Below are 18,805 nucleotides of genomic sequence, written 5' to 3'. Positions count from 1 at the left end.
GGACAGCGGCGTTCCGCTGTCCGACCGGGAGTTCTCGTCTACCGAAGGTTTCGAAGAGCCTCGGCGAGCCCGCTACGGCGTCACCCTTCTCCCTTCCGCCTGATCACTTCAGCAGGGGCGTTCGTATTCGACCTGCTGGATGGGGTTGCCGTCGCCGTAGTCGAAGCCGCGCGTGGCGCCTGACTCGGTGAAGCCGCATTTGGTGTAGAAGCGGCGGGATTGGGCGGTGTCGCGCAGCGTCCACAGGTGGACGTGGGTGAAGCCGTCATCGCGGAGGCGGCGCAGCGTCTCCGTCATCAGCGCCGCGGCGATGCCCTTGCCCCAGCCGTCGGGGTGGCAGTAGAAGCCGAAGATCTCTGGGAGGCCGGGCCGGGTCGGGGACAGGCGCGAGAACGACAATGCCAGGGGACGGCCGTCCAGTTCGGCGAGCAGGATCGTCCCGGCGCCCTCCGCGATCCGGTCATGCCATTTCGTGCGCCTGCTCTCGACGGCTTGCGCGGCGAACTCCGGTTGGAAGAACGGGGCGTGGGACGCCTCCCACGAGGTGGCGTGGATCTCGCCGAGCGCGTCACCGTCCTCCGGGCGGGCGGCACGAATCTCGATCATCTGATCACCGTACCCGCCGGGCTCGGCACGGGTGCCGGGAACCGTCTCGGGCTTCCCTACGGCCGATCCTGGTGCTGCCCGGCGTGCCGCCGAACATCGTTCCGGCCAATGCTGATCAACCCGGAACGGTTACGGAGAGGGATGCTGTCATGCTCGCCCGGCGTGAATTCCTCAAGCCGGCTTCCATGTCGTCGCTGTGCGCCGCGACGCTGCCGGCATTGGCAGGGCCCGCGTCGGCGGACGCGGAGGGCGGTGTGGTCGGCGTCATCAACGTGGGGCTGGACGAGGCGACGCATAACTCCCGGGAGTGCGCCTACAACGCGCGGCACGAACGAAAACTCCAGTACGTCGGCAACGACGTCGCCACGCTGCTCTGACCAGAGCCGGGGAGGCCCAGCGGTTTCACGCGCTGGCCGTCCAATGGCGGAGCTTCTCGGGGTTGCGTATCACCCAGATGTGCTTGATCCGATCGCCCGCGACCTCGAATGCGAACACCGTGACGGTGACGCCGTCTTGCTGGGCCTCCAGTCCGGGCTGGCCGTTGACCGTGCGTTCCAGGAAGGTCATGTCGCCCTGCCTCCGGTGGGCGAGATCGGCCCAGGCGTGCGCGACCTCCTCCCGGCCTTCGATGGGACGCAGGAAAGCGGTGGCGAGTCCGCCTCCGTCGGCGGTCGCCGTGGCGTCGGGGTCGAGCAGGCCGATGAGGGCGTCGATGTCCTGCGCTTCCCATGCCCGTTTGAAGTCCCGGACGATCCCGGCGCGCGGGGGCGCCGGAGTGGCTGAGGGCCGTGCGGCCCGGATACGGCGGCGGGCCGAGGAGGCCAGCTGGCGACAGGCGGCCGGGGTGCGCCCGACGATCTCGGCGACTTCCGCGAACGGGTGGCAGAAGACGTCGTGCAGGATGAACGCGACGCGCTCGGCCGGGGTCATCGAATCAAGGACGACCAGGAAGGCCATGCCGACCGACTCGTCCAGGGTGACCCGGTCGGCCGGGTCGGAGGTCGCGCCCCCTGGCCGCCCGTCGACCCACTCCGTCCGCCCGGGGAGCGGCTCGGGGAGCCATTCGCCCACGTAGGTCACGCGCCGGGCCCGCGCCGAGCCGAGCAGGTTGAGGCAGATGCGGCTGGTGACCGTCGTCAGCCAGGCGCCGGGCGACTCGATGGCGTCCTGCTGCCGCCGGGACATGCCGTACCAGCGGGCGAACGTCTCCTGGACGGCGTCCTCGGCCTCGGACAGCGACCCGAGCAGGCGGTAGGCGAGGCCGACCAGCCGGCGTCGCTCGCTCATGATCGCGTCCAGGCCCGGATCGTGCCGGTCCCGTCCCGGCCCGGATCGGGTGGTCATGGTGCAGACGGCTCCCTCGGTCGCTCCTGCCCTCACAGGTTCGACAAGCGGGCCCGCCGGAATGTGAGGCCGGTGCGTCGCCTGACATCCCGGACGGCTGCCTTGTCGAACCGCTGAGACGAACCCATCGTCCAGCGAGCAGGAGGCTCAGAGACATCATGACCACCCGCATCCCGGAAATGTCGTTCACCGAACCGGCGTCCGCGCCGCGCCTCGCTCAGGTGGCGGCCGCGCTCACCGAACACAATTTCACCGTCGAGATCCTGAACGACGCCGCCGCCGCGCGGACCCGCGTCCAGGAGCTGATACCGGACGGCGCCAGCGTGTTCACCGGGGCCAGCGAGACCCTCCGCCTGTCCGGCATCGATGAGGACATCAACGCCGGCGGCCGATACCAGGCCGTCAAGCCGCGCGTTCTGGCCATGGACCGCGCGACCCAGACGGACGAGATCCGGCGCATGCTCGCCGTCCCCGACGTCGCCGTGGGCAGCGTCGCCGCCGTCACCGAAACCGGCTCCCTCGTGATCGCCTCCGGCAGCGGAAGCCAGCTGCCCGGCTACGCCGGCGGCGCCGCCCGCGCGATCTGGATCGTCGGGGCGCAGAAGGTGGTGCCCGACCTGAGCGCCGCACTGCGGCGCGTCGAAGAACACTGCCTCCCGCTGGAGAGCGCCCGCACCCAGGCGGTCCACGGCTGGCCCAGCGTCGTCAGCCGTCTCCTCGTCCTCAACGCGGAACCGTTCCCGGGGCGCGGCACCGTCCTCCTGCTCCGCGAAGCCATCGGCTTCTGACGCCCGCATCCGTCCGGGGGAAACGGTGGAGAAACCACCGTGGGTGCATAACAGGGCGTGAGGTGAAATGCCACGCCTGGGCGCTGCCGGAAGGGGGTCCCGGGCGACCGTGAGGGAGGGAATCGGGTAGTGAGTCCTGCGAAGAGCGGGCCCTTTGCGATCCTTGGGACGTTGCTGGCGGGCCTTTTCGCCATCGGGGCACCGGCCGTCGTGCCGCGAGCCGAGGCCGCCCAGACCAAGCCGCAGGCCATCGAATGGCAGACGTGCCCGGAATACACCGACGATGAGCTGCGAGCGCAGGGCGTCCGAGACAACGAACTGGCGGAATACAGGCGACTTCTGGGACGGCTGGAATGCGGCACTCTCAGCGTCCCGCAGAACTATGCCGACCCGCGCGGAAAGCAGATCAGCATCGGCGTGACCAGGCTGAAGGCCACGGATCGGGCGCACCGCCTGGGCAGCCTGGCGCTCAACCCAGGGGGCCCCGGCGGCAGCGGTTACCTGATGCCGATCGAGGTCGTCAGGAGAGGCGCGGAGCTGGACCGGCGGTACGACCTGATCGGATTCGATCCGCGAGGCGTGGGCCACAGCACGAAGGTCGACTGCCCGGTGGGGGAGGGCCGCCCGCAACCGGGACCGGTCACCGAGAAGGAGGCCCGGAAGCTCTACGCCGAGCAGGTCGAGCGGAACCGGGAATGCGCCCGGAAGGACCCGGCTTTCCTCAGCCGGCTCACGACCGCGAACGTGGCGCGCGACGTCGACAGGATCCGCGCCGCGCTGGGCGAACCGAAGATCAGCTTCTACGGGGTCTCCTGGGGGACCGGGCTGGGCGCCGTCCTGCGGAGCCTCTTCCCCGGCAAGGTCGGCCGGATGTGGCTGGACAGCGTGATGCACCCCGACTTCTGGTCGGACGCCATCTCCGAGGACCGTCCCGAAGCCGCCGCCCGCGACTTCCAGCGGATGGCCGCCTGGATCGCCGAACGCAACGCCGCCTACGGGCTCGGGACGTCCCGGCGCCAGGTGGCGGCGACGCTGGAGAAGATGCGCAGGTCCTACGACGCCGACCCGCTGACCTTCACCGACATCGGTCTGACCGTCGACGGTCACCTGATCTCCCAGGTGGCGGGGTCCGCGAGCCCCATGTGGCCCATGGTCGCCCAGGTCTTCGCGGAACTGGCGGACGCCGAAGGCCCGACCGCGCCGCCTGCGGTCAAGGAGATGTTCGGAGGCCGTCCGCCGGGCGGCGGAGGCAAGGAGCAGACCGCGGGCCTTGCGATCCACTGCAACGAGGACCCGTCGGCCACCTCCTTCGAGGCAGGCTGGAACGCCTACCAGGAGCGCCTGACGCGCTACCCGGTGACCGCCCAGGCCACGCCCTTCCTGCCGAAGTGCGCGGGCTGGCCGTTCCGCACGGAGGTGCCGCGCCTGCGGCACAGCGGCGGCTCGCTGATGCTCTCGGGCCACCGCCATGAAAGCGCCACCCCGTATGCGTGGGCGCCGCGCATGCAGGAGGCCGTCGGCGGCACCCTGGCGACCATCGACGACGACGTGCACGGCTCCGCCCTCCGGGTCCCCGGCTGCGCCGCCAAGATCGTCGCCTACTTCGAGACCGGCCGCCGCGCCACCACCTGCCCCGGCGTCCCGACCCCCTCCTGACCCGCTGAGTTGGTGGACAGGACGTCGACCCCACGGCCACCGACGTCCTGTCCACAGAAGCGCCACAGGCTCGGATGAGAGAACCCGGCCGCGACCGCTACAGCGCGGCCTTTCGTTCTTCGGGCTTGAGACCGCGGAGTGTCCAGAGGCCGTACAGGGCCAGCAGCGGTTTGACGGCTGTCCACTCGCCTGGGCGGTAGTCGTCCGCCCGCACGAGCCTCCTGGCAAGATCAGGGCGCTGCCGCCGCAGGTACGCGCGGGCCTTGAGCGCGTGCGCCGGCTGAGAGGCGATCTTGATGCGGTCGACGTCCTCGAGCAGCGGGATCACGTTCGTGACGTTCTCCCACGTCGTCGCGCTCTTGTCTTCGAGCAGCACGCGTCGAACGCGAGCACGGATTGTGCGCGTAGTCGGCCATCATCATCCACTCGCCCCAGGCCAGGGTCGCTGCCGCGGCGATCGCCAATCCCGTCCGTCGTCGCATGCGGCGACTCTAGACGCCCTCACCGTCCGAGAAGTTCCTTGCGAGAGTGCGGTGGGCGGTCGCTGCTTGTGCGGCGTCGGCGGGGGAGATGGGCGAGCCGGGCATCGTGCCTAGCTTCTCGACCATCTCGGCCAGGCGTCGATGCTCGTTGCTCGCGTATTCGCGGCAAGGGAGGCAGGTGACGCTTTCCGGGTGTGGAGAGGTCATCACGTACGGCACGCGCAAACCGCACCCTGTGGTCACTGTGGACGGCAGGTCGCCCGCCAGACCGAAGGTGGAGGCCAAGATGCCGCGAGTGGCGGCCTCGCCGCGGCCCATCTTCGAGTCGACGTGGATGTGCGGATCGCCGGTCATGGTCCGTGAATTCTTCCTTGTCGGACAGGCTTTCATTACCCTTGCGCTCGGCCGCTTTCGGTCACCTCCTCCCCGCTTCCGGTGTCAGACCCTCGAACTTCCGGGAATTGGATCACCCGTTGGCCCGGAGACCGCCATTACTTGCGATCATGGCCGCAATTGTCCATGGCTCGTTCTCGGATGATCTGCGATGCTCCGTGCAGGGCTTCGGAGGCAGAAGGTGGAACAATGTCCGACCCACAGCAGCCCATACCGCTTGGATACTCGTATGCCGCCACGGAAGTCCGGACGATCGCGGCGCCGCTTTACACCGCCGCGGCTCTTTCTCTTGCGGGGGTCGTGGCCGCGGCGAGCAAGGATACGTTCCGCTGGCCCGGCGCTACCTTGCTACTGCTCGTGGCGACGTCCCTCATGCTGGTGGCAAGCCTCCAACTCCACTATTACGCCCGCCAGTATCTGTACTCTCGCGCTGACATCGACGCCTGGTTCCCCCACGGGGTCTCCAAGCAGACGGAGATCTACAAGAAACTTTGCATCTGGCAGGGCAATGACTACAAGAAGTGGGCGAAGTTCAACAACAGCGGCATTCACTTCTTCAACCTCGGCACCGTCCTGCTCGGCTTCGGAGTTGCTCTCGCGCTGATACCTCCTGACGGGGGACGCCAGGAATCCTGGCGGTGGGCGGCAGCCATCCTGGTGCTGGTGTGCGCAGTGGCCGACTTGGTGTGGGTCCTCGTGCAGTACCGCGGAAGCGGGAAGCTTCAGCGAGCCCGCAGGACCGAACTCGCCAAGATTCCCTGGAAGCCCTAAACACGACGCTTGGAGGAGGATCATGACGGCTCATGCGACGACTCTCCCCGGCATGCCCCTGGTCGGACGGGACGTCTTATGCCGTGGAGAGCATTGCTCGGTACCCATTCCGAAGCCAGGGCGGGGCGACAAGGTCGAAACGTGGCATGCGGTTCTCAAGCACGGTGAGAGTGCGATCATCCGGTATCTGCACGAGCACAACAGCGGAGTCACGCACAATGAGAGCTGTGAGTTCCGAGACCTGCCACCGTCTGTGCACCATCTGTGCTACAAGGTCGACGAACAGTACGACGCCCTTGCGGAACACCTGGAGATGCTGAAGGCGTCGCTTTATCAGGCGCCGTAAAGAGTGACCAGTGCCGTCGACACCGGGCTAACACCTCGACCGCTAGGAGTCAGCGGCGCGGCGTGGCGCGGGCGGTGAGGTGTGGTCGTAGGGGAGAGTGGCCTTGGCGTGTTTCAGGGCGTCGGAGATGCGTTGGAAGAGGGCCCATTCTTCTTCGTGGTCCGGGAGGCGGTAGTGCAGGGCCCTGACCAAGTCGAAGCGGTGTAGGTCGTAGACGACGAACATGAGTTGTGCGTAGGTCTGGGCCGCCGTCACCGCCCCCTTGTAGGCGAGTGCAGCGGCGGCCACGGCCACTGCGGGAAGCCACCAGTTGGTCGGCTCGTCGACCATGGCGACGGTCAGGGTGACGGCGCAGCCCAGAAAGCTGTAGCAGAGGTTCACCGAGGTATCGAGCATGTCCCGCGCGGAGTTCAGCGCGTCCAGGAGGGGCCGGGAGATCTGCGGGTAGATGCGTGGCCAGGATTGAAGTGTCGCCAATCCGTAGCGTTCGCCGGCGCGGAGTTCCCCTGCGCGTAGGGCGTTTCCGAGTGCCGTGGGGAGTAGGGCCTCGCGGGGTGGCAGTCCGGCCAGCCGGCGTGCCACATCGGCGCGTCTTCGCTCGGACGCAGTGGGTACGGGAGCCCGTTCGTCGTCGTTCTCACGGGCGGCGGTCGCCCTGTGCATCGCCTGTACTCTGCGGCGCTGGTAGGTCAAGAGGATGTCGGCGAGTCGGGCGGTGAGCGACCACCGGTCCCAATAGCCCTCCAGTACCCGCACCGCGCGGATCTGGAAGGGATAGAGGAGGAGGCCGAGGACGGCGGCGCAGGCGCCTGTGCCGAGGATGATGCCGCCTGCTTCGAATGGCGTGTGCGGGACGGCGTCCTGCCAGTGGCCGTGGCCGGAGAAGCTGCCCGCCCGGATCAGCGTCCACACGCAGGTGACGAAGACCGCGTGCGGCGCGAATCCCACAGACAACATCCGTCTCATCCAGGCTCGTCCTCCCCGGACACCACACCAAAGCTCAAGTATGGCCACGGGAATGCCTCGGCCGGACTCGTGGGCATTGGGAGGCGCGGACGCCTTTCACGCCGGGCAAGGCTGTGCCAGAGGCGATGTTCTGGTGTTCAGCCGTCGATGAGGTGGCCTATGGCGGACTTGAGCTGGTCGGCTGTCAGTTCGGTGTGAACGGAGCTGGTGTTCATGGCGACCGTCTGCGGGCAGACGGCCTTCTCGCCCGCGACCTCGACGTGGTGCAGGCGGCGGGCGGTGCGGACCTCGATGACCGTGATGGTGAAGTAGCCGCGGAACATGGAGATCCGCGTCGGCAGGCCGGTCCGGATCAGGTCTTGCAAGGGGCGGTAATTGCACACCTTGGCCAGCTCGGATTGGCGGACCAGGTCGACGCAGGCCACGGCCTGGACGGCGCGGGCGTCGTCGGGCCGCCACGCTCGGGAGAACTCCGTGACGTCCAGGCCGGACCGGACGGTGTCGAGCGGCGCCCATTTCTGCGAGGTGGGCAGCTTGTCGTCGTCCGCGGCCGTCAGCACGACCGTGTTGTGCGGTGCCGCGCCGGCGTACGCGGGGGCCCCGGGGAAGGCCTTGCCGTCGCAGGCGGGAGCGTAGTCGGAAGTGGAGATCGGCAGGGGAGGGGGTTCCGGGTCGCCGCCCCCGGAGCGGGCGATCAGCCAGGCGACGAGGGCCACCGGTATCGCCAGGGAGGCGCCGATGATGGTGAGGCGCCTCTGGCGGTTGACGGGCTTGCTGGGGAGGTGTCCTGACTCGCGGGCGAGCCTGAGCCATGTGCCCGCCTCGTCCCACCTGCCCTGCCTTTGGAATTCGAGCGCCGTGCGGGACGCGGCCCACACATAGACCTCTCCGTTCACGGCGTCGAGCCACTCGGCTACGCCGCCCCGGGCTTGGAGTTCGCTCTCGACCTCGTCGCGTATCTCGGCGAGCGTGTCGGGCAGCGGAAGGGTGGACAGCATCGCGCGCTGAATCGGCCAGGCCCAATCCGTCAGGATGTCGACGCGACGTGAGGGAGAAAGCTCCTGTGTGCTGAGGCGTTCGCGGGTCTTGTCGAGAAGTGAGGCGTCGATTTCGGCGAATGCCGTCACATCGGCGAGAACGGTGCCGTCCGCCGTGCCGTCGCCCGGGCTCGCGTCGCGTCCCAAGGCCGCTACGCATCGTCGTGCGATGGCCACTGTTGTCGCGAGCCGCAACGCATTGTCCATCGCCAACTCCCCGGGGGAATCGAAGCAGCGGAACGAGATTATCAACTTCGATTCGGGGAGGGGAGTTTTCTTTTTCGGGGGCGCGGCGGCCGGCTGCCGGCCGCCGCGCCGGAAGGCAGGTCAGCCTGCGCTGCAGGAGACCGTGGGCCAGGTCCAGTTCCCGTTATGGGCGATGGTGACGCCCCAGTTGTTGCCGTTGCCGTTGGGTCTGGCCGTCAGCACCTGCGCACTGGGGTAGGTGGCGGTGACGTTCCAGGTCGCGCTGATCCTGGCCGGGGACGGGACGTTCATCGTCACCGTCCAGTTGCTGGAGCCGGACACCGAGACGTTGAGGTTGTACCGGTCGTCCCATTTCTGGCCGGCGGAAAGGGTCGCGGTGCAGCCACCGCCACCACCGCCACCGCCTCCGCCACCACCGCCGCCTCCACCGGAGCCGCCGATGGTGATGTTGGAATTGCCGCTGCTCTGGTAACCCTCGGTCGCGAGGATCTGGTAATCGTGACTTCCCAGGTTCATTCCGTGACTGGCCCACGCGTCGAAATGGTTGCCGGCGCTGATGGTTCCGCCCGTCCGCTTCGACTGCCGGACGCTCCAGTACTGCTGGAACGTCCTGGTGCCCTCGATGGAAGGCGCGTTGTACCGGGTCGTCTCGTAGATGTCGTACGTGCCGCCGTCGCTGGTGACTGTGCCCTTGTACGTTCCCGTGGGCCGGTAGGTGCCCCAGTTGTCGACGATGTAGTACTCGATGAGCGGGTTCCGCGTCCACCCGTAGAGGGTCAGGTACGCGTTTCCGGACGGGTTGAAGCTGCCCGAATAGCTGACGTTTCTGCGTCCGCCGGTGCTCCAGCCCTTTCCGGCGACGAAGTTCCCGGTGTTCCTCCACGACGTGCTGTAGTTGCCGCCGGACCCGAGGTCCATGGAGACCGTCCCGGAACTGTCGGTCCAGAACGAGTAGAAGTAGCCGTCGTGGGTGCCGGTCTGGTTGCTGGTGATGGCCGCGTGCGCGGTGGCGGGCATCAGCGCCATGGCCGCGGTCAGGACGAGGGCGCCGGCGGCGCCGATCAGCGGTCTCGCGCGTCTGCGCCTCTTCGAGTGGGCCGGGACGGTTCTCATGGGCGTGTTCCTCCTGGTGGACGCCGGCAGGGGGGTGGACGGTCGTCCTCGGACGGGTGACCCGGGTCGGCGGGGGAGCCGTGATGCCGTCAGTGTTGATTCACCCTCAAGGGAAGTCAACAGTTTTCGAAAAATTTCGAGAATATGAGCCGCGTTTAGATGCGTTTCGCCTGGCTGGTGAAGTGGGAGATCAATCGATTTCGAAACTCATCGCTCACACGCGATCTTTCGAGCGGAGCATCCTTCGCCTTCTCGAAAGTTTCGGGGCGATCAGTGGGTCAGTTCGAGTTCCAGTTGCTCGCTGACCGGTTCCGGCGGCGGGGGAGGCGGCGGGGTGGGGCGCCCGCGGCCCGGCCACCACCAGTTGGCATGGCCGAGGAGGCTCATCAACGCCGGGACCAGGACGAGGCGGACGATCGTGGCGTCCATGGCGACCGCCACCGCCAGGCCGAGGGCCATCATCTTGATCGTCGGGTCCGGCTGCGGGACGAAGCTGGCGAATACGAAGATCATGATGAGCGCGGCCGAGGTGATGAGGCGGGCGGTGACCCCGATGCCGGTCACGACGGACTCGTGCGGGTCGCCCGTCCTGTCGTACTCCTCCTTGATCCGGGAGAGCAGGAAGACCTCGTAGTCCATGGACAGCCCGAAGATCAGGGCGAACATGAACAGCGGGATGAACGACATGATCGGGATGGCCTGGTCGACGCCCAGCAGCCGGACGCCCCAGCCCCACTGGAAGACGGCGGTGACCACGCCGAACGACGCGCCGATCGACAGCAGGTTCATCAGCGCGGCCTTGATCGGGACGATGATCGACCGGAACGCGATGACCAGCAGCAGCAGGGCGACGACCACCACGGCCACCACGACGGTGAGCATGCGGTCCCCGACCGTCGACGCGACGTCGATGATCGCGGGGTTCTCGCCGCCCAGGTAGATCTCGGTGCCGGGATGGGCGGCCCGCACTGCGCTGATCTCCACGGTCCGCAGCCGGTGGACGAGGTCGGTGGTCGACTCGGCGTGCGGGGCGTCCCGCGGGACGACCTGGACGATCGCGGTGGTCCCGGTGACGACGGGCTCGTCCACGAACTCGACGCCGGGGACCTCGGAGATCCGCTGCTGGAGCTCCTGGCCGACGAGCACCGCGCGCTTGTCGGGCTTCTTGCTCGGGTCCGGCGCGCCCTTGGGACGGGCCGGCGCCGGGGATGGGGACGGGGACGCGGGGGCCGCCGCGGGGCCGGTCAGTCCGCCCAGCCCCTCGCGGCCGCCGACCGTGGGCACCACGCGCTTCGGCTTGGTGCGCTTCTCCTCGCCGGGCACCTTAGCGACCACCACGAACGGGCTGTAGTGCCCGGCGCCGAACTCCTTGGCGACGATGTCGTAGGCCTGCCGGGCCTCCATCCGCGGGGACGACATGCTGTCCGCCATCACGCCGAAACGCAGGCTGAGGGTCGGGATGGACAGTGCCAGCAGGACGAGGGTCGCGACGATGGCGTAGGGCCAGGCGTGCCGGTCGACGTGGCGTCCCCAGGCGATCCAGCGCCGGGAACTCCGGTCGGGCCGCACCCGGGGCAGGTTGTACCGGTCGATGCCCTGCCCGAGTGAGCCCAGCACGGCGGGGAGCAGCGTCAGGGCGGCCACGACCATGATGGCCACGGCGAGCGCGGCGGCGATCCCGATCCGCCCGATGAAGGCGATCCCGGAGAGGAAGAGCCCGCAGATCGCGAACACGACGGTCCCGCCGGCGAACACGACCGCGTGGCCCGAATGCTCCATGGCGCGCCCGACCGCGGTCTCGACGTCGTCGCCCTCGGCGAGCTGCTGCCGGTAGCGCGTGACGATGAACAGCGCGTAGTCGATCCCGGCGCCGATCCCGAGCATCGCCGCGACCATCGGCGCGGTCGGCGCGATCTGGAACATCGACGCCCCGACGTGGATGAGCGAGTACGCGACGACCATCCCGCACAGCGACACCACGATCGGGATCCCCGCGGCGAGGAACGACCCGAACGCCAGCAGCAGGACGACCAGGGCCAGCAGGATCCCGACGCCCTCCTGCGGCCCGCCCTTCGGCTGGTTGAGGATCATCGCGACGATGCCGCCGAACTTCACCTCCAGGCCGGCCATCCGCGCGGGCTCGACGGCCCGGTTCAGCGCGTCGAGGTCGGCGTGCCCGACGTCGCTCATGGTGCCGGTGAAGTTCAGCCGGACGACGACGGCGTTGTCGTCCTTCAGGCCGCCCATGCCGCGCACGTAGGGGTTCTCGACGAACGCGACCCGGTCCATCCTGCCGACGTTGTCGATCGCGCGGCCGATCGTGAGCGCGACCCGCCAGTCGGCGGGGTCGGCCTGCGCCGTCTCGTGGAACACGATGGTCGCGGTCGGCCCGGTCATGGAGGGGAAGTCCTGGCCGAGGGTGTCGATGGCCCGCTGGGTCTCGGTGCCGGGCAGCGTGCTCTGCTGGACGAACATGCCGCCGTGCGTGATCCCGAGGACCCCGGCGCCGAGCATGACCACGACCCAGAGCTCGAAGACCGTGCGCCGCCTCCGCACGCAGAACCGGCCCAGTGCCCCCAGGAATCGCGCCATGCAGGCAGAAAACACCCACGCCTGCAGTTTTGCAATAGATGCAACTTTGCAGTCATGGTAACGTCCGTCACATGGACGACGCGCCGGGACGGCCCGCCGAGCGGGCGGGACTGCGGGAGCGCAAGAAGCAGCGCACCAGGCAGGCCCTCGCGACCGCCGCGCTGCGCCTGTTCGCCGAGCGCGGCTACGAGGAGACGACGATCGCCGACATCGCCGCCGCCGCGGACGTGTCGCCCCGGACGTTCTTCAGCTACTTCCCGTCCAAGGAGGACGTGGTCTTCGCCGAGATCGACGACCGGCTCGCCGAGGTGTCCGAGCGGCTGCGCCGGACCCCGGGCGAGGCGCCCATGGAGACGATCCGGCGCAGCATCGTGGACGTCCTGGAGGCCGTGGTCGCCGAGCACCGCGACTACGGGGCCGTCCAGGTCGCCCTGGTCCTGGAGCGCCCCGCCCTCCGGGCCCGCGCGCTCCAGCGGCTGCTGGACGCCCAGGAGGCGATCGAGGCGCTGCTGCGCGAGCTGTGCCCCGGCATCCCGGAGATCGACGCGGTCGCCGCGTCCGGCATCGCGATCGGCGGCATGCAGGCGGTCGTCGCGCACTGCCGCCGCGAGGGCTACGACTCGGTGTCGATGCGCACCGCCCTCGACCGCGCCGTCGACATGGTCGAGAACGGGCTGGTCTCGGTGGACGCGCTGTCGCGCCCGTCTCCCTAGAGCACCGGGCACCGGCGGGACGGAGGCGCCCGGACCGCCGGTGCCCGGCCTGGCGCCACCCCGCCCGGCGGGGCCGGCTCAGTCGGCGATCGCGATGCGCAGGCGCCGGAAGCCGCGGCCCTTGTTCTCGACCTTGGCGACCCTGATGCGGCCGATCTGCTTGGTGGACGCGACGTGGGTGCCGCCGTCCGCCTGCGTGTCGAGGCCGACGATGTCGACGATCCGGACGTCCTGCACCTCGGGTGGCACCAGGTTCGTCGCGGTCCGGATGATGTCGGGGATCTCGAACGCCTCGGTGCGCGGCAGCGTCCGGACGTCGATGCGCCGGTCGGCCTCGACCTCGGCGTTGCACGCGTCCTCGACGGCCTGCTTGAACCCGGGCGGGACCTCGCGCAGGTCGAAGTCCATCCTCGCGCTCAGCGGCTCCATGTTCCCGCCGGTCACGAGGCAGCCGTAGTCGCGGAACACCACCCCGCACAGCAGGTGCAGGCCGGAGTGCGTGCGCATCAGGGCGGTGCGGCGCTCGTCCTCGACGGCGCCCTGGACCACGGTGCCGGCGGGCGGCAGCGGGTCGCCCTCGACCGGGATCAGTACCAGGTCGTCGCCCTTGCGGACGCCCCCGATCCGGGTCTGGACGCCCTGCCAGAGCAGGACCCCGTGGTCCGGCGGCTGGCCGCCGCCGCCCGGGTAGAACGCGGACCGGTCCAGGACGATCCCGTCCGGGCCCGCGTCGAGGACGACGGCCTCCCACTCGCGGAGTTCCTGGTCGTCCAGTTCGAGCCGTGTGGTGCGCGTCATGCCCTCACCGTACGGGTCACCAGGGGCCGTAGGGGCCCGATCGGGAGCCGCCGCGCCCGCCGTTCTTCTTCTTGTACGGCCCGACGGCCGGCCGGACGTCGGCCAGGTAGATGGCCGCGCCGATGAACGCGGCGACCGGGAGGATGCCGAGCAGCAGGGCGATCGGGCTGGCTCCGAGCGCCGCGGGCGCGACCGCGTAGGCGGCGCCCACCACCGTCGCGACGATCAAGATGATCATCCAGAGCTTCTTGCTCTGCTTGCTCGCCGCCGAGAACGCGCCGGTGGGCACGGTCAGCGAGTCGATCAGCGCCCATGCCTCCATCGCGAACGCGATGATCAGCAGCAGCCAGAAGAAGTAGTCCAGCACGTTGAAGCCCGACATCGGCGATCAGCGCTCCTGCTCGTCTCGGACGGCGACTCCTCGTCGCGCACACGGCTCTTCCCGCTCAACCTTATGCGCACCGTCCAGCGGGCGTCGGCAGCCCGCCTGCTGGTGAAGACGAAGAAGCCCGGCCGGGTGTTCCCGGCCGGGCCCTCGCCTCCGGCGCGCGCACGCGCCGTCACCTGCGGAAGGTGTCACTTCCTGGTGGTGGTCCGGCTCTGCCCGGCGGCCTTGGCGCGCGGCTGCGTGGTGCGGGCCTGCGTGGTGCGGGCCTGCGTGGTGCGGGCCTGCGCGGTGCGGGGCTTCGGGGCCGGCTTGGCGTCGGCCTCGGTGATCTCGGCGACCTCGACGGCCTCGCGGTGCACGACCTTCTTGCCGCGCTCGGCGAGCTCGTCGATGAACTCGACGGCGCGGGTGCCGAAGTGCGTGGCGTACGCGACGGCCGCACCCGGCAGGTCCTTGGCGTCGACCCGCCCCTGGTACTTGGAGAACTCGCCGCGGTAGCGGTCCACGGTCTCCCGGACCTGGTAGCGGTAGCGGTCGACGGTCTCGCGGACCTCGCCCTGGTACTTGCCGACGGTCTCGCGGGCGCGGCCCTGGTACCGGGTCACCTGCTCGGGGACCTCGCGGATCTTCTCCACCGCGAAGTCGCCGGCGCCGGCCATCGTGTAGACGGCCCTGTTCTCGCGGAAGTTGCTGGCCAGCGTCATCCGACCTCTTCCTTTCCGTTCTGCTCTGCTCTGGTTTGCTCTGGCATGTCTTGCTCTGGCACGTCCTGCTCCGGCGCGTCCTGCCGCGGCTCTGCGCTCTCTGCGCTCTCTGCGCTCTCGGCGATGTCCGCGCCGAGGACGCCGGTGGCTTCGTTCTCCTTGAGGAACGACGCGTAGATGTCCAGAAGGACCTGCTTCTGCCGCTCCGTAAGGAGGCCGTCGGCCCGGACCGCGGCCTGCACGTCCGTGTCGGACTCGCGCTCCTCGAGGATCCCGGCCTGGACGTACAGCGCCTCGGCGGAGATCCGCAGCCCCTTGGCGATCTGCTGCAGGATCTCGGCGCTCGGCTTGCGCAGGCCGCGCTCGATCTGGCTCAGATACGGGTTGGAGATGCCCGAGACGTCCGCGAGCTGTCGCAGCGAGATCTTCGCCCGCGTGCGCTGCTCGCGGATGTACTCCCCGATCGAGCCGACCTTCGAACCTGCCATGTCTCCACCTTGCGTCATGGTGCTTGCAATTGCAAGCAGTCTAGCTAGCACTTGGCGGTGAAACGCCTCACATGCCGGAAAGGCCGGAAAACAGAGCCGGCGCCGCCGCCCCTCGGCGGGGGACGGCGGCGCCGGCGGGGGCACGGATCACGGGGACGGGGTGGCGTACGGGTCGTGCTCGGCGAGCAGCTTGTCCAGGCGCGCCTGGTCGACGCGGCTGGTGATGGCCTGCGTCTCCTGCCGGTCGCGCACGCACTTGGCCAGCGTGAACGTGGACGTGATCACGTACAGCAGGCCGAGCCCGAGGAAGGCGCGGACCCAGCCGCTGATCGGCAGGTAGGCGACGCCGATGCCCACGGCGACGCTGGAGACGGCGAACGAGATCGCGGCCTGGACGAAGAACGCGGTGCTGCCGGCGGGCGCCGGCGGGGTCGAGGTCGTCATGGCACGAGTCTGCGGCCCGCCCACGTCCCGGTCATGAGTACGCCTGCTCAGCCGCCCGTGCGTGAAGAACTCAGCTCACCTTGGAGGGCGGCACGGTCCAGGTGTTGCAGGCGGTCAGGTCGCGCCCGTTGTAGCCGGTGATCACCCAGCCCGCGTAGTGGCGGCCCGAGCCGTGGTCGCGCTTCTCCGGCGGCTGGTCCTCGTCGCCGCGCCCCCGCACGTCCACGACCATGGCGACGTACTGCTCGCGCGTCATCGGCAGCGTTCCGCGCTCGCTGCCGAGGAACGCGCCGGCGAAGCACTGGGCCTGCAGCTCGATGCGGCGGCTCGACTCCGTCCGGGTGGCGACGTCGCCCGACTCCATCTGCCGGTCCCCGTAGAGCAGGATCCCGGCCCGGTCCTGGACGTGGTGGCCGTACTCGTGCGCGATCACCCGCGCGTAGACGGCGTAGTGGGACAGCGGCTCGCCGCCCGACGTCTCCACGACGTTCTGGAGCCCGACGTACATCGTGTTGTTCGCCGGGCAGTAGAACGCGGACGCGCCGGGCGCCGGGTACGTGCCGCACGGGCTGCGCCCCGGCTCCAGCCAGAACACGCGGTTCGGCTTGTCGAACGGGAGGCCGGCCTTCGCGAACTGCCGGGACCACGCGCCGTCCAGGCAGTCGCTCAGGGTGTCCATGAAGTGCCGCATCGACTCGGCGGACGGCAGGATCCGCGGCAGGCGGCAGTTCACCGGCGTCAGCACGCCCGTCTTGTACAGCTTGCTGTTCGTCGCCTTCTCACGCGGGGAGGACGCGCCGCCGGGCGACGTCGACGGCCGGATGCCGCCCGTCCCGTCCTGCCCGGCGCCGACCGCCGACAGCGCCAGGATCGCGATGACGACCAGCGACGTGAGCCCCCCGAAGATGCCCGCGATCGTCCCGCCGGCGCTGCGGCGCGGCGGCGGGCGCATCGGGACGTACCGGTACTGCCGCGGTCCGTAGGCAGGGGGAGGACCGTAGCCGGGCCGGCCGTGCGGAGGCCCGGGAGGACCCGGAGGACCGCCCGGAGGACCGCCGTACGGGGGGCCGCCATGGGGAGGCCGGCCGTACGGCGGAGCCGGTGGCCGCGGCGGTGGTGGCGGCGGGGGGTGATGACCTGCCATAGCGCAGAATCATCGCACGCGTTCCCGATACCATTTGCGGCCATGTCTGCTCTTGCGCGGTTGTTCCGGACGCGTCCGGTCCTTCTGGCGGTGTCGGCGGCGCTCTCCCTGCCCCTCGCGACCGCCTCGCCCGCTTCGCCCGCCTCGGCCGCGGGGTTCCGCGCGTCCGAGCGGGTGCTGAAGGACGAGGTCGTCATCACCGCCGTCAAGGGCGGCACCGCGAAGGTGAAGGAGACGATCGTCTACCGGTTCGACGGGCGCGACGGCTTCCAGCGGACGTACCCGACCCGGACGCACGAGAGCCTGACCGAGGACCGCGTCTACAAGCTGGACGACCTGCGCGCCAGCAGCCCGGACGGCGGGCCCGCCAAGGTCACCGCGACCAGCGGGGACACCACCACGACGATCAAGGTGAGCGGCGGGCAGAAGCTGACGGGCGACCGCACGGTCGTCCTGGAGTACGACCTGCGCGGCGCGATCACCCCGATGGGCGCGGCGGAGGAGCTGCGCTGGCCCGTGGTCGGCGGCTGGAAGGTGCCGCTGGACGAGGCGAAGGTGACCGTCGACGGCGGCGCGGTGATCCGCAACGTCAACTGCTTCACCGGACCGATCGGCAGCACGATCGGCTGCACGCAGTACTACACGAACCACACCAAGACGCAGGGCGTCTACGCGCAGCAGGGGATGCTGCCGGGCGAGTACCTGACCGTCGTCGCCGGGCTGCCCGCGGGCACGACGGGCGGGAAGGCCCTCTACGAGCGGCGGCACACGGTCGCGACGGCGTTCTCGGTCAACGCGGTGACCGGTGCCGCGCTGGCGGGCCTGCTCGTGCTGCTCGTCGGCGGGGTCGCCGTCCTCTACCTGCTGCGCGGGCGGGACGCGCGGGTCGTCGGGAAGCGGGCGGCCGAGGGCGACCACGCGCCGCTCGCCGGGGCCGAGTTCGAGCCGCCGGACGGGGTGCGCCCCGGCCAGATCGGCACGCTGATCGACGAGCAGGCGGACGTGATCGACGTGACCGCGACGATCGTCGACCTCGCCGTCCGCGGCTACCTGCTGATCGAGGAGGACGACCGGGCCCGGACCGGCCGCCTCGACTGGACGCTGCGCCGCCTCGACCGCCCGCAGGCCGACCTGCTGCCCTACGAGCGGATCCTGCTGGACGCCCTGCTGACCGCGCCGGACGGGTCCGGCCGCGACGCCGTGAAGCTGTCGGAGCTCGGCGGGACGTTCGCGACCAAGCTCGCTCAGGTCAGGTCGGCCATGTACGACGACGTGGTGAAGCAGGGCTGGTTCGCGCGGCGCCCTGACACCGTCCGGTCCCGGTGGACGGTCGCCGGCATCCTGGTGACGCTGCTCGGCATCGCCGGGACGGTCGCGCTCGCGTTCACCACCGAGTGGGCGCTGGCCGGGCTCGCGCTGATCATCGCGGGCGCGGCGCTGGCGTACGGCGGGCAGTACATGCCGGCGAAGACCGCACGCGGCGCGACGGTGCTCGCGCACACGATCGGGTTCCGCGCGTTCCTGGAGCGCGGCGTCATCCCCGAGGGCGAGGGGACGGCGTCGCGGCAGCGGATCGCGCTGTTCTCCCGCCTCCTGCCGTACGCGGTCGTCTTCGACGCCGTCCCGAAGTGGGCGGAGACGGTGAAGGACGCGGGGGAGCGGGCCGAGGGCGCCGACAACCTCTACTGGTACGAGGGCCCGGCCGAATGGGACCTGTCGAAGTTCGCCGAGTCGATGCGCACGTTCCTGCTGGCCACGTCGGGATCGATCTCGCAGTCGCGCGGGCTCTGAGGCGGCGGGCGGCCATCGGACGGTTGAGCGCCTG

General features: G+C 69.8%; 21 protein-coding genes. 7 read left to right on the top strand and 14 right to left on the bottom strand.

Annotation, left to right across the window (positions count from 1 at the left end):
* Positions 1-108 precede the first annotated feature (108 nt).
* A complete protein-coding gene (locus ABGB11_RS24420) occupies positions 109-606 on the bottom strand; it encodes a GNAT family N-acetyltransferase (protein ID WP_347636289.1) in 498 nt (165 codons plus the stop codon).
* Positions 607-677: 71 nt separating this feature from the next.
* Here ABGB11_RS24420 and ABGB11_RS24415 point away from each other — a divergent pair, with 71 nt between their 5' ends.
* Complete coding sequence (locus ABGB11_RS24415; RefSeq protein ID WP_347636288.1) at positions 678-983, top strand: hypothetical protein; 306 nt, start codon at positions 678-680, stop codon at positions 981-983.
* Between the two features lie 25 nt (positions 984-1,008).
* On the opposite strand, the gene sigJ is transcribed toward ABGB11_RS24415, so the two are convergent.
* Positions 1,009-1,950: an RNA polymerase sigma factor SigJ gene (sigJ, locus tag ABGB11_RS24410; protein ID WP_347636286.1), complete on the bottom strand. Its 942-nt coding sequence runs from the start codon at positions 1,948-1,950 to the stop codon at positions 1,009-1,011.
* Positions 1,951-2,108: 158 nt separating this feature from the next.
* Here sigJ and ABGB11_RS24405 point away from each other — a divergent pair, with 158 nt between their 5' ends.
* Complete coding sequence (locus ABGB11_RS24405; protein WP_347636285.1) at positions 2,109-2,738, top strand: LUD domain-containing protein; 630 nt, start codon at positions 2,109-2,111, stop codon at positions 2,736-2,738.
* Positions 2,739-2,909: 171 nt separating this feature from the next.
* On the top strand, positions 2,910-4,394 hold the full coding sequence (locus ABGB11_RS24400) for an alpha/beta fold hydrolase (RefSeq protein ID WP_347636284.1): 1,485 nt from the start codon (positions 2,910-2,912) through the stop codon (positions 4,392-4,394).
* Between the two features lie 97 nt (positions 4,395-4,491).
* Here ABGB11_RS24400 and ABGB11_RS24395 read toward each other — a convergent pair whose 3' ends face one another.
* Together ABGB11_RS24395 and ABGB11_RS24390 are read right to left on the bottom strand one after the other, a co-directional pair.
* The gene (locus tag ABGB11_RS24395; protein WP_347636282.1) at positions 4,492-4,770 is read right to left on the bottom strand and encodes an ElyC/SanA/YdcF family protein; all 279 of its coding nucleotides are present in this window, start codon (positions 4,768-4,770) and stop codon (positions 4,492-4,494) included.
* A 115-nt stretch (positions 4,771-4,885) separates the two neighbouring features.
* On the bottom strand, positions 4,886-5,230 hold the full coding sequence (locus ABGB11_RS24390; protein ID WP_347636281.1) for a hypothetical protein: 345 nt from the start codon (positions 5,228-5,230) through the stop codon (positions 4,886-4,888).
* A gap of 228 nt (positions 5,231-5,458) precedes the next feature.
* Here ABGB11_RS24390 and ABGB11_RS24385 point away from each other — a divergent pair, with 228 nt between their 5' ends.
* Together ABGB11_RS24385 and ABGB11_RS24380 are read left to right on the top strand one after the other, a co-directional pair.
* The gene (locus tag ABGB11_RS24385; protein ID WP_347636280.1) at positions 5,459-6,040 is read left to right on the top strand and encodes a hypothetical protein; all 582 of its coding nucleotides are present in this window, start codon (positions 5,459-5,461) and stop codon (positions 6,038-6,040) included.
* 22 nt (positions 6,041-6,062) lie between these two features.
* Positions 6,063-6,386 carry a hypothetical protein gene (locus tag ABGB11_RS24380; RefSeq protein WP_347636278.1) on the top strand — a complete coding sequence of 108 codons (324 nt, stop codon included), beginning with the start codon at positions 6,063-6,065 and terminating at the stop codon, positions 6,384-6,386.
* 42 nt (positions 6,387-6,428) lie between these two features.
* On the opposite strand, the gene ABGB11_RS24375 is transcribed toward ABGB11_RS24380, so the two are convergent.
* From ABGB11_RS24375 to ABGB11_RS24360, 4 genes are all read right to left on the bottom strand, one after another.
* Positions 6,429-7,334 (bottom strand): hypothetical protein, encoded by a 906-nt coding sequence (locus tag ABGB11_RS24375; RefSeq protein ID WP_347636277.1) that lies wholly within the window; start codon positions 7,332-7,334, stop codon positions 6,429-6,431.
* 155 nt (positions 7,335-7,489) lie between these two features.
* Positions 7,490-8,536, bottom strand: a complete 1,047-nt coding sequence (locus ABGB11_RS24370; protein ID WP_347636276.1) for a hypothetical protein — start codon at positions 8,534-8,536, stop codon at positions 7,490-7,492.
* Between the two features lie 180 nt (positions 8,537-8,716).
* Positions 8,717-9,709, bottom strand: a complete 993-nt coding sequence (locus ABGB11_RS24365) for a glycoside hydrolase family 11 protein (protein WP_347636274.1) — start codon at positions 9,707-9,709, stop codon at positions 8,717-8,719.
* A gap of 270 nt (positions 9,710-9,979) precedes the next feature.
* Complete coding sequence (locus ABGB11_RS24360) at positions 9,980-12,301, bottom strand: MMPL family transporter (RefSeq protein WP_347636273.1); 2,322 nt, start codon at positions 12,299-12,301, stop codon at positions 9,980-9,982.
* A gap of 71 nt (positions 12,302-12,372) precedes the next feature.
* Between ABGB11_RS24360 and ABGB11_RS24355 the strand changes: the two genes are divergently transcribed.
* Positions 12,373-13,014: a TetR family transcriptional regulator gene (locus ABGB11_RS24355; protein ID WP_347636272.1), complete on the top strand. Its 642-nt coding sequence runs from the start codon at positions 12,373-12,375 to the stop codon at positions 13,012-13,014.
* Between the two features lie 78 nt (positions 13,015-13,092).
* Here ABGB11_RS24355 and ABGB11_RS24350 read toward each other — a convergent pair whose 3' ends face one another.
* The 6 genes from ABGB11_RS24350 to ABGB11_RS24325 form a co-directional block, all read right to left on the bottom strand.
* Entirely contained in the window at positions 13,093-13,812 is a 720-nt protein-coding gene (locus ABGB11_RS24350) for an alanyl-tRNA editing protein (protein WP_347636270.1), read from the bottom strand.
* Between the two features lie 16 nt (positions 13,813-13,828).
* The gene (locus ABGB11_RS24345) at positions 13,829-14,194 is read right to left on the bottom strand and encodes a DUF2516 family protein (protein ID WP_021594570.1); all 366 of its coding nucleotides are present in this window, start codon (positions 14,192-14,194) and stop codon (positions 13,829-13,831) included.
* Between the two features lie 194 nt (positions 14,195-14,388).
* The gene (locus ABGB11_RS24340; RefSeq protein WP_347636268.1) at positions 14,389-14,904 is read right to left on the bottom strand and encodes a hypothetical protein; all 516 of its coding nucleotides are present in this window, start codon (positions 14,902-14,904) and stop codon (positions 14,389-14,391) included.
* Positions 14,901-15,392 carry a helix-turn-helix transcriptional regulator gene (locus ABGB11_RS24335; RefSeq protein ID WP_347636267.1) on the bottom strand — a complete coding sequence of 164 codons (492 nt, stop codon included), beginning with the start codon at positions 15,390-15,392 and terminating at the stop codon, positions 14,901-14,903. Before ABGB11_RS24335 ends, ABGB11_RS24340 begins: the two co-directional genes overlap by 4 nt.
* Positions 15,393-15,539: 147 nt before the next feature.
* Positions 15,540-15,836 carry a YiaA/YiaB family inner membrane protein gene (locus tag ABGB11_RS24330; protein WP_347636265.1) on the bottom strand — a complete coding sequence of 99 codons (297 nt, stop codon included), beginning with the start codon at positions 15,834-15,836 and terminating at the stop codon, positions 15,540-15,542.
* A gap of 70 nt (positions 15,837-15,906) precedes the next feature.
* Entirely contained in the window at positions 15,907-16,788 is an 882-nt protein-coding gene (locus ABGB11_RS24325; protein ID WP_347636264.1) for a neutral zinc metallopeptidase, read from the bottom strand.
* 234 nt (positions 16,789-17,022) lie between these two features.
* On the opposite strand from ABGB11_RS24325, the gene ABGB11_RS24320 reads away from it, so the two are divergent.
* Positions 17,023-18,771 carry a DUF2207 domain-containing protein gene (locus tag ABGB11_RS24320; RefSeq protein ID WP_347636263.1) on the top strand — a complete coding sequence of 583 codons (1,749 nt, stop codon included), beginning with the start codon at positions 17,023-17,025 and terminating at the stop codon, positions 18,769-18,771.
* Positions 18,772-18,805 lie beyond the last annotated feature (34 nt).

It is taken from the genome of Actinomadura sp. B10D3 (assembly GCF_039871695.1).
Taxonomy (GTDB): Bacteria; Actinomycetota; Actinomycetes; order Streptosporangiales; family Streptosporangiaceae; genus Spirillospora; species Spirillospora madurae.
The sequence above is the reverse complement of the archived record's forward strand: the minus strand, read 5'-3'. Positions and strand labels throughout refer to the sequence as shown.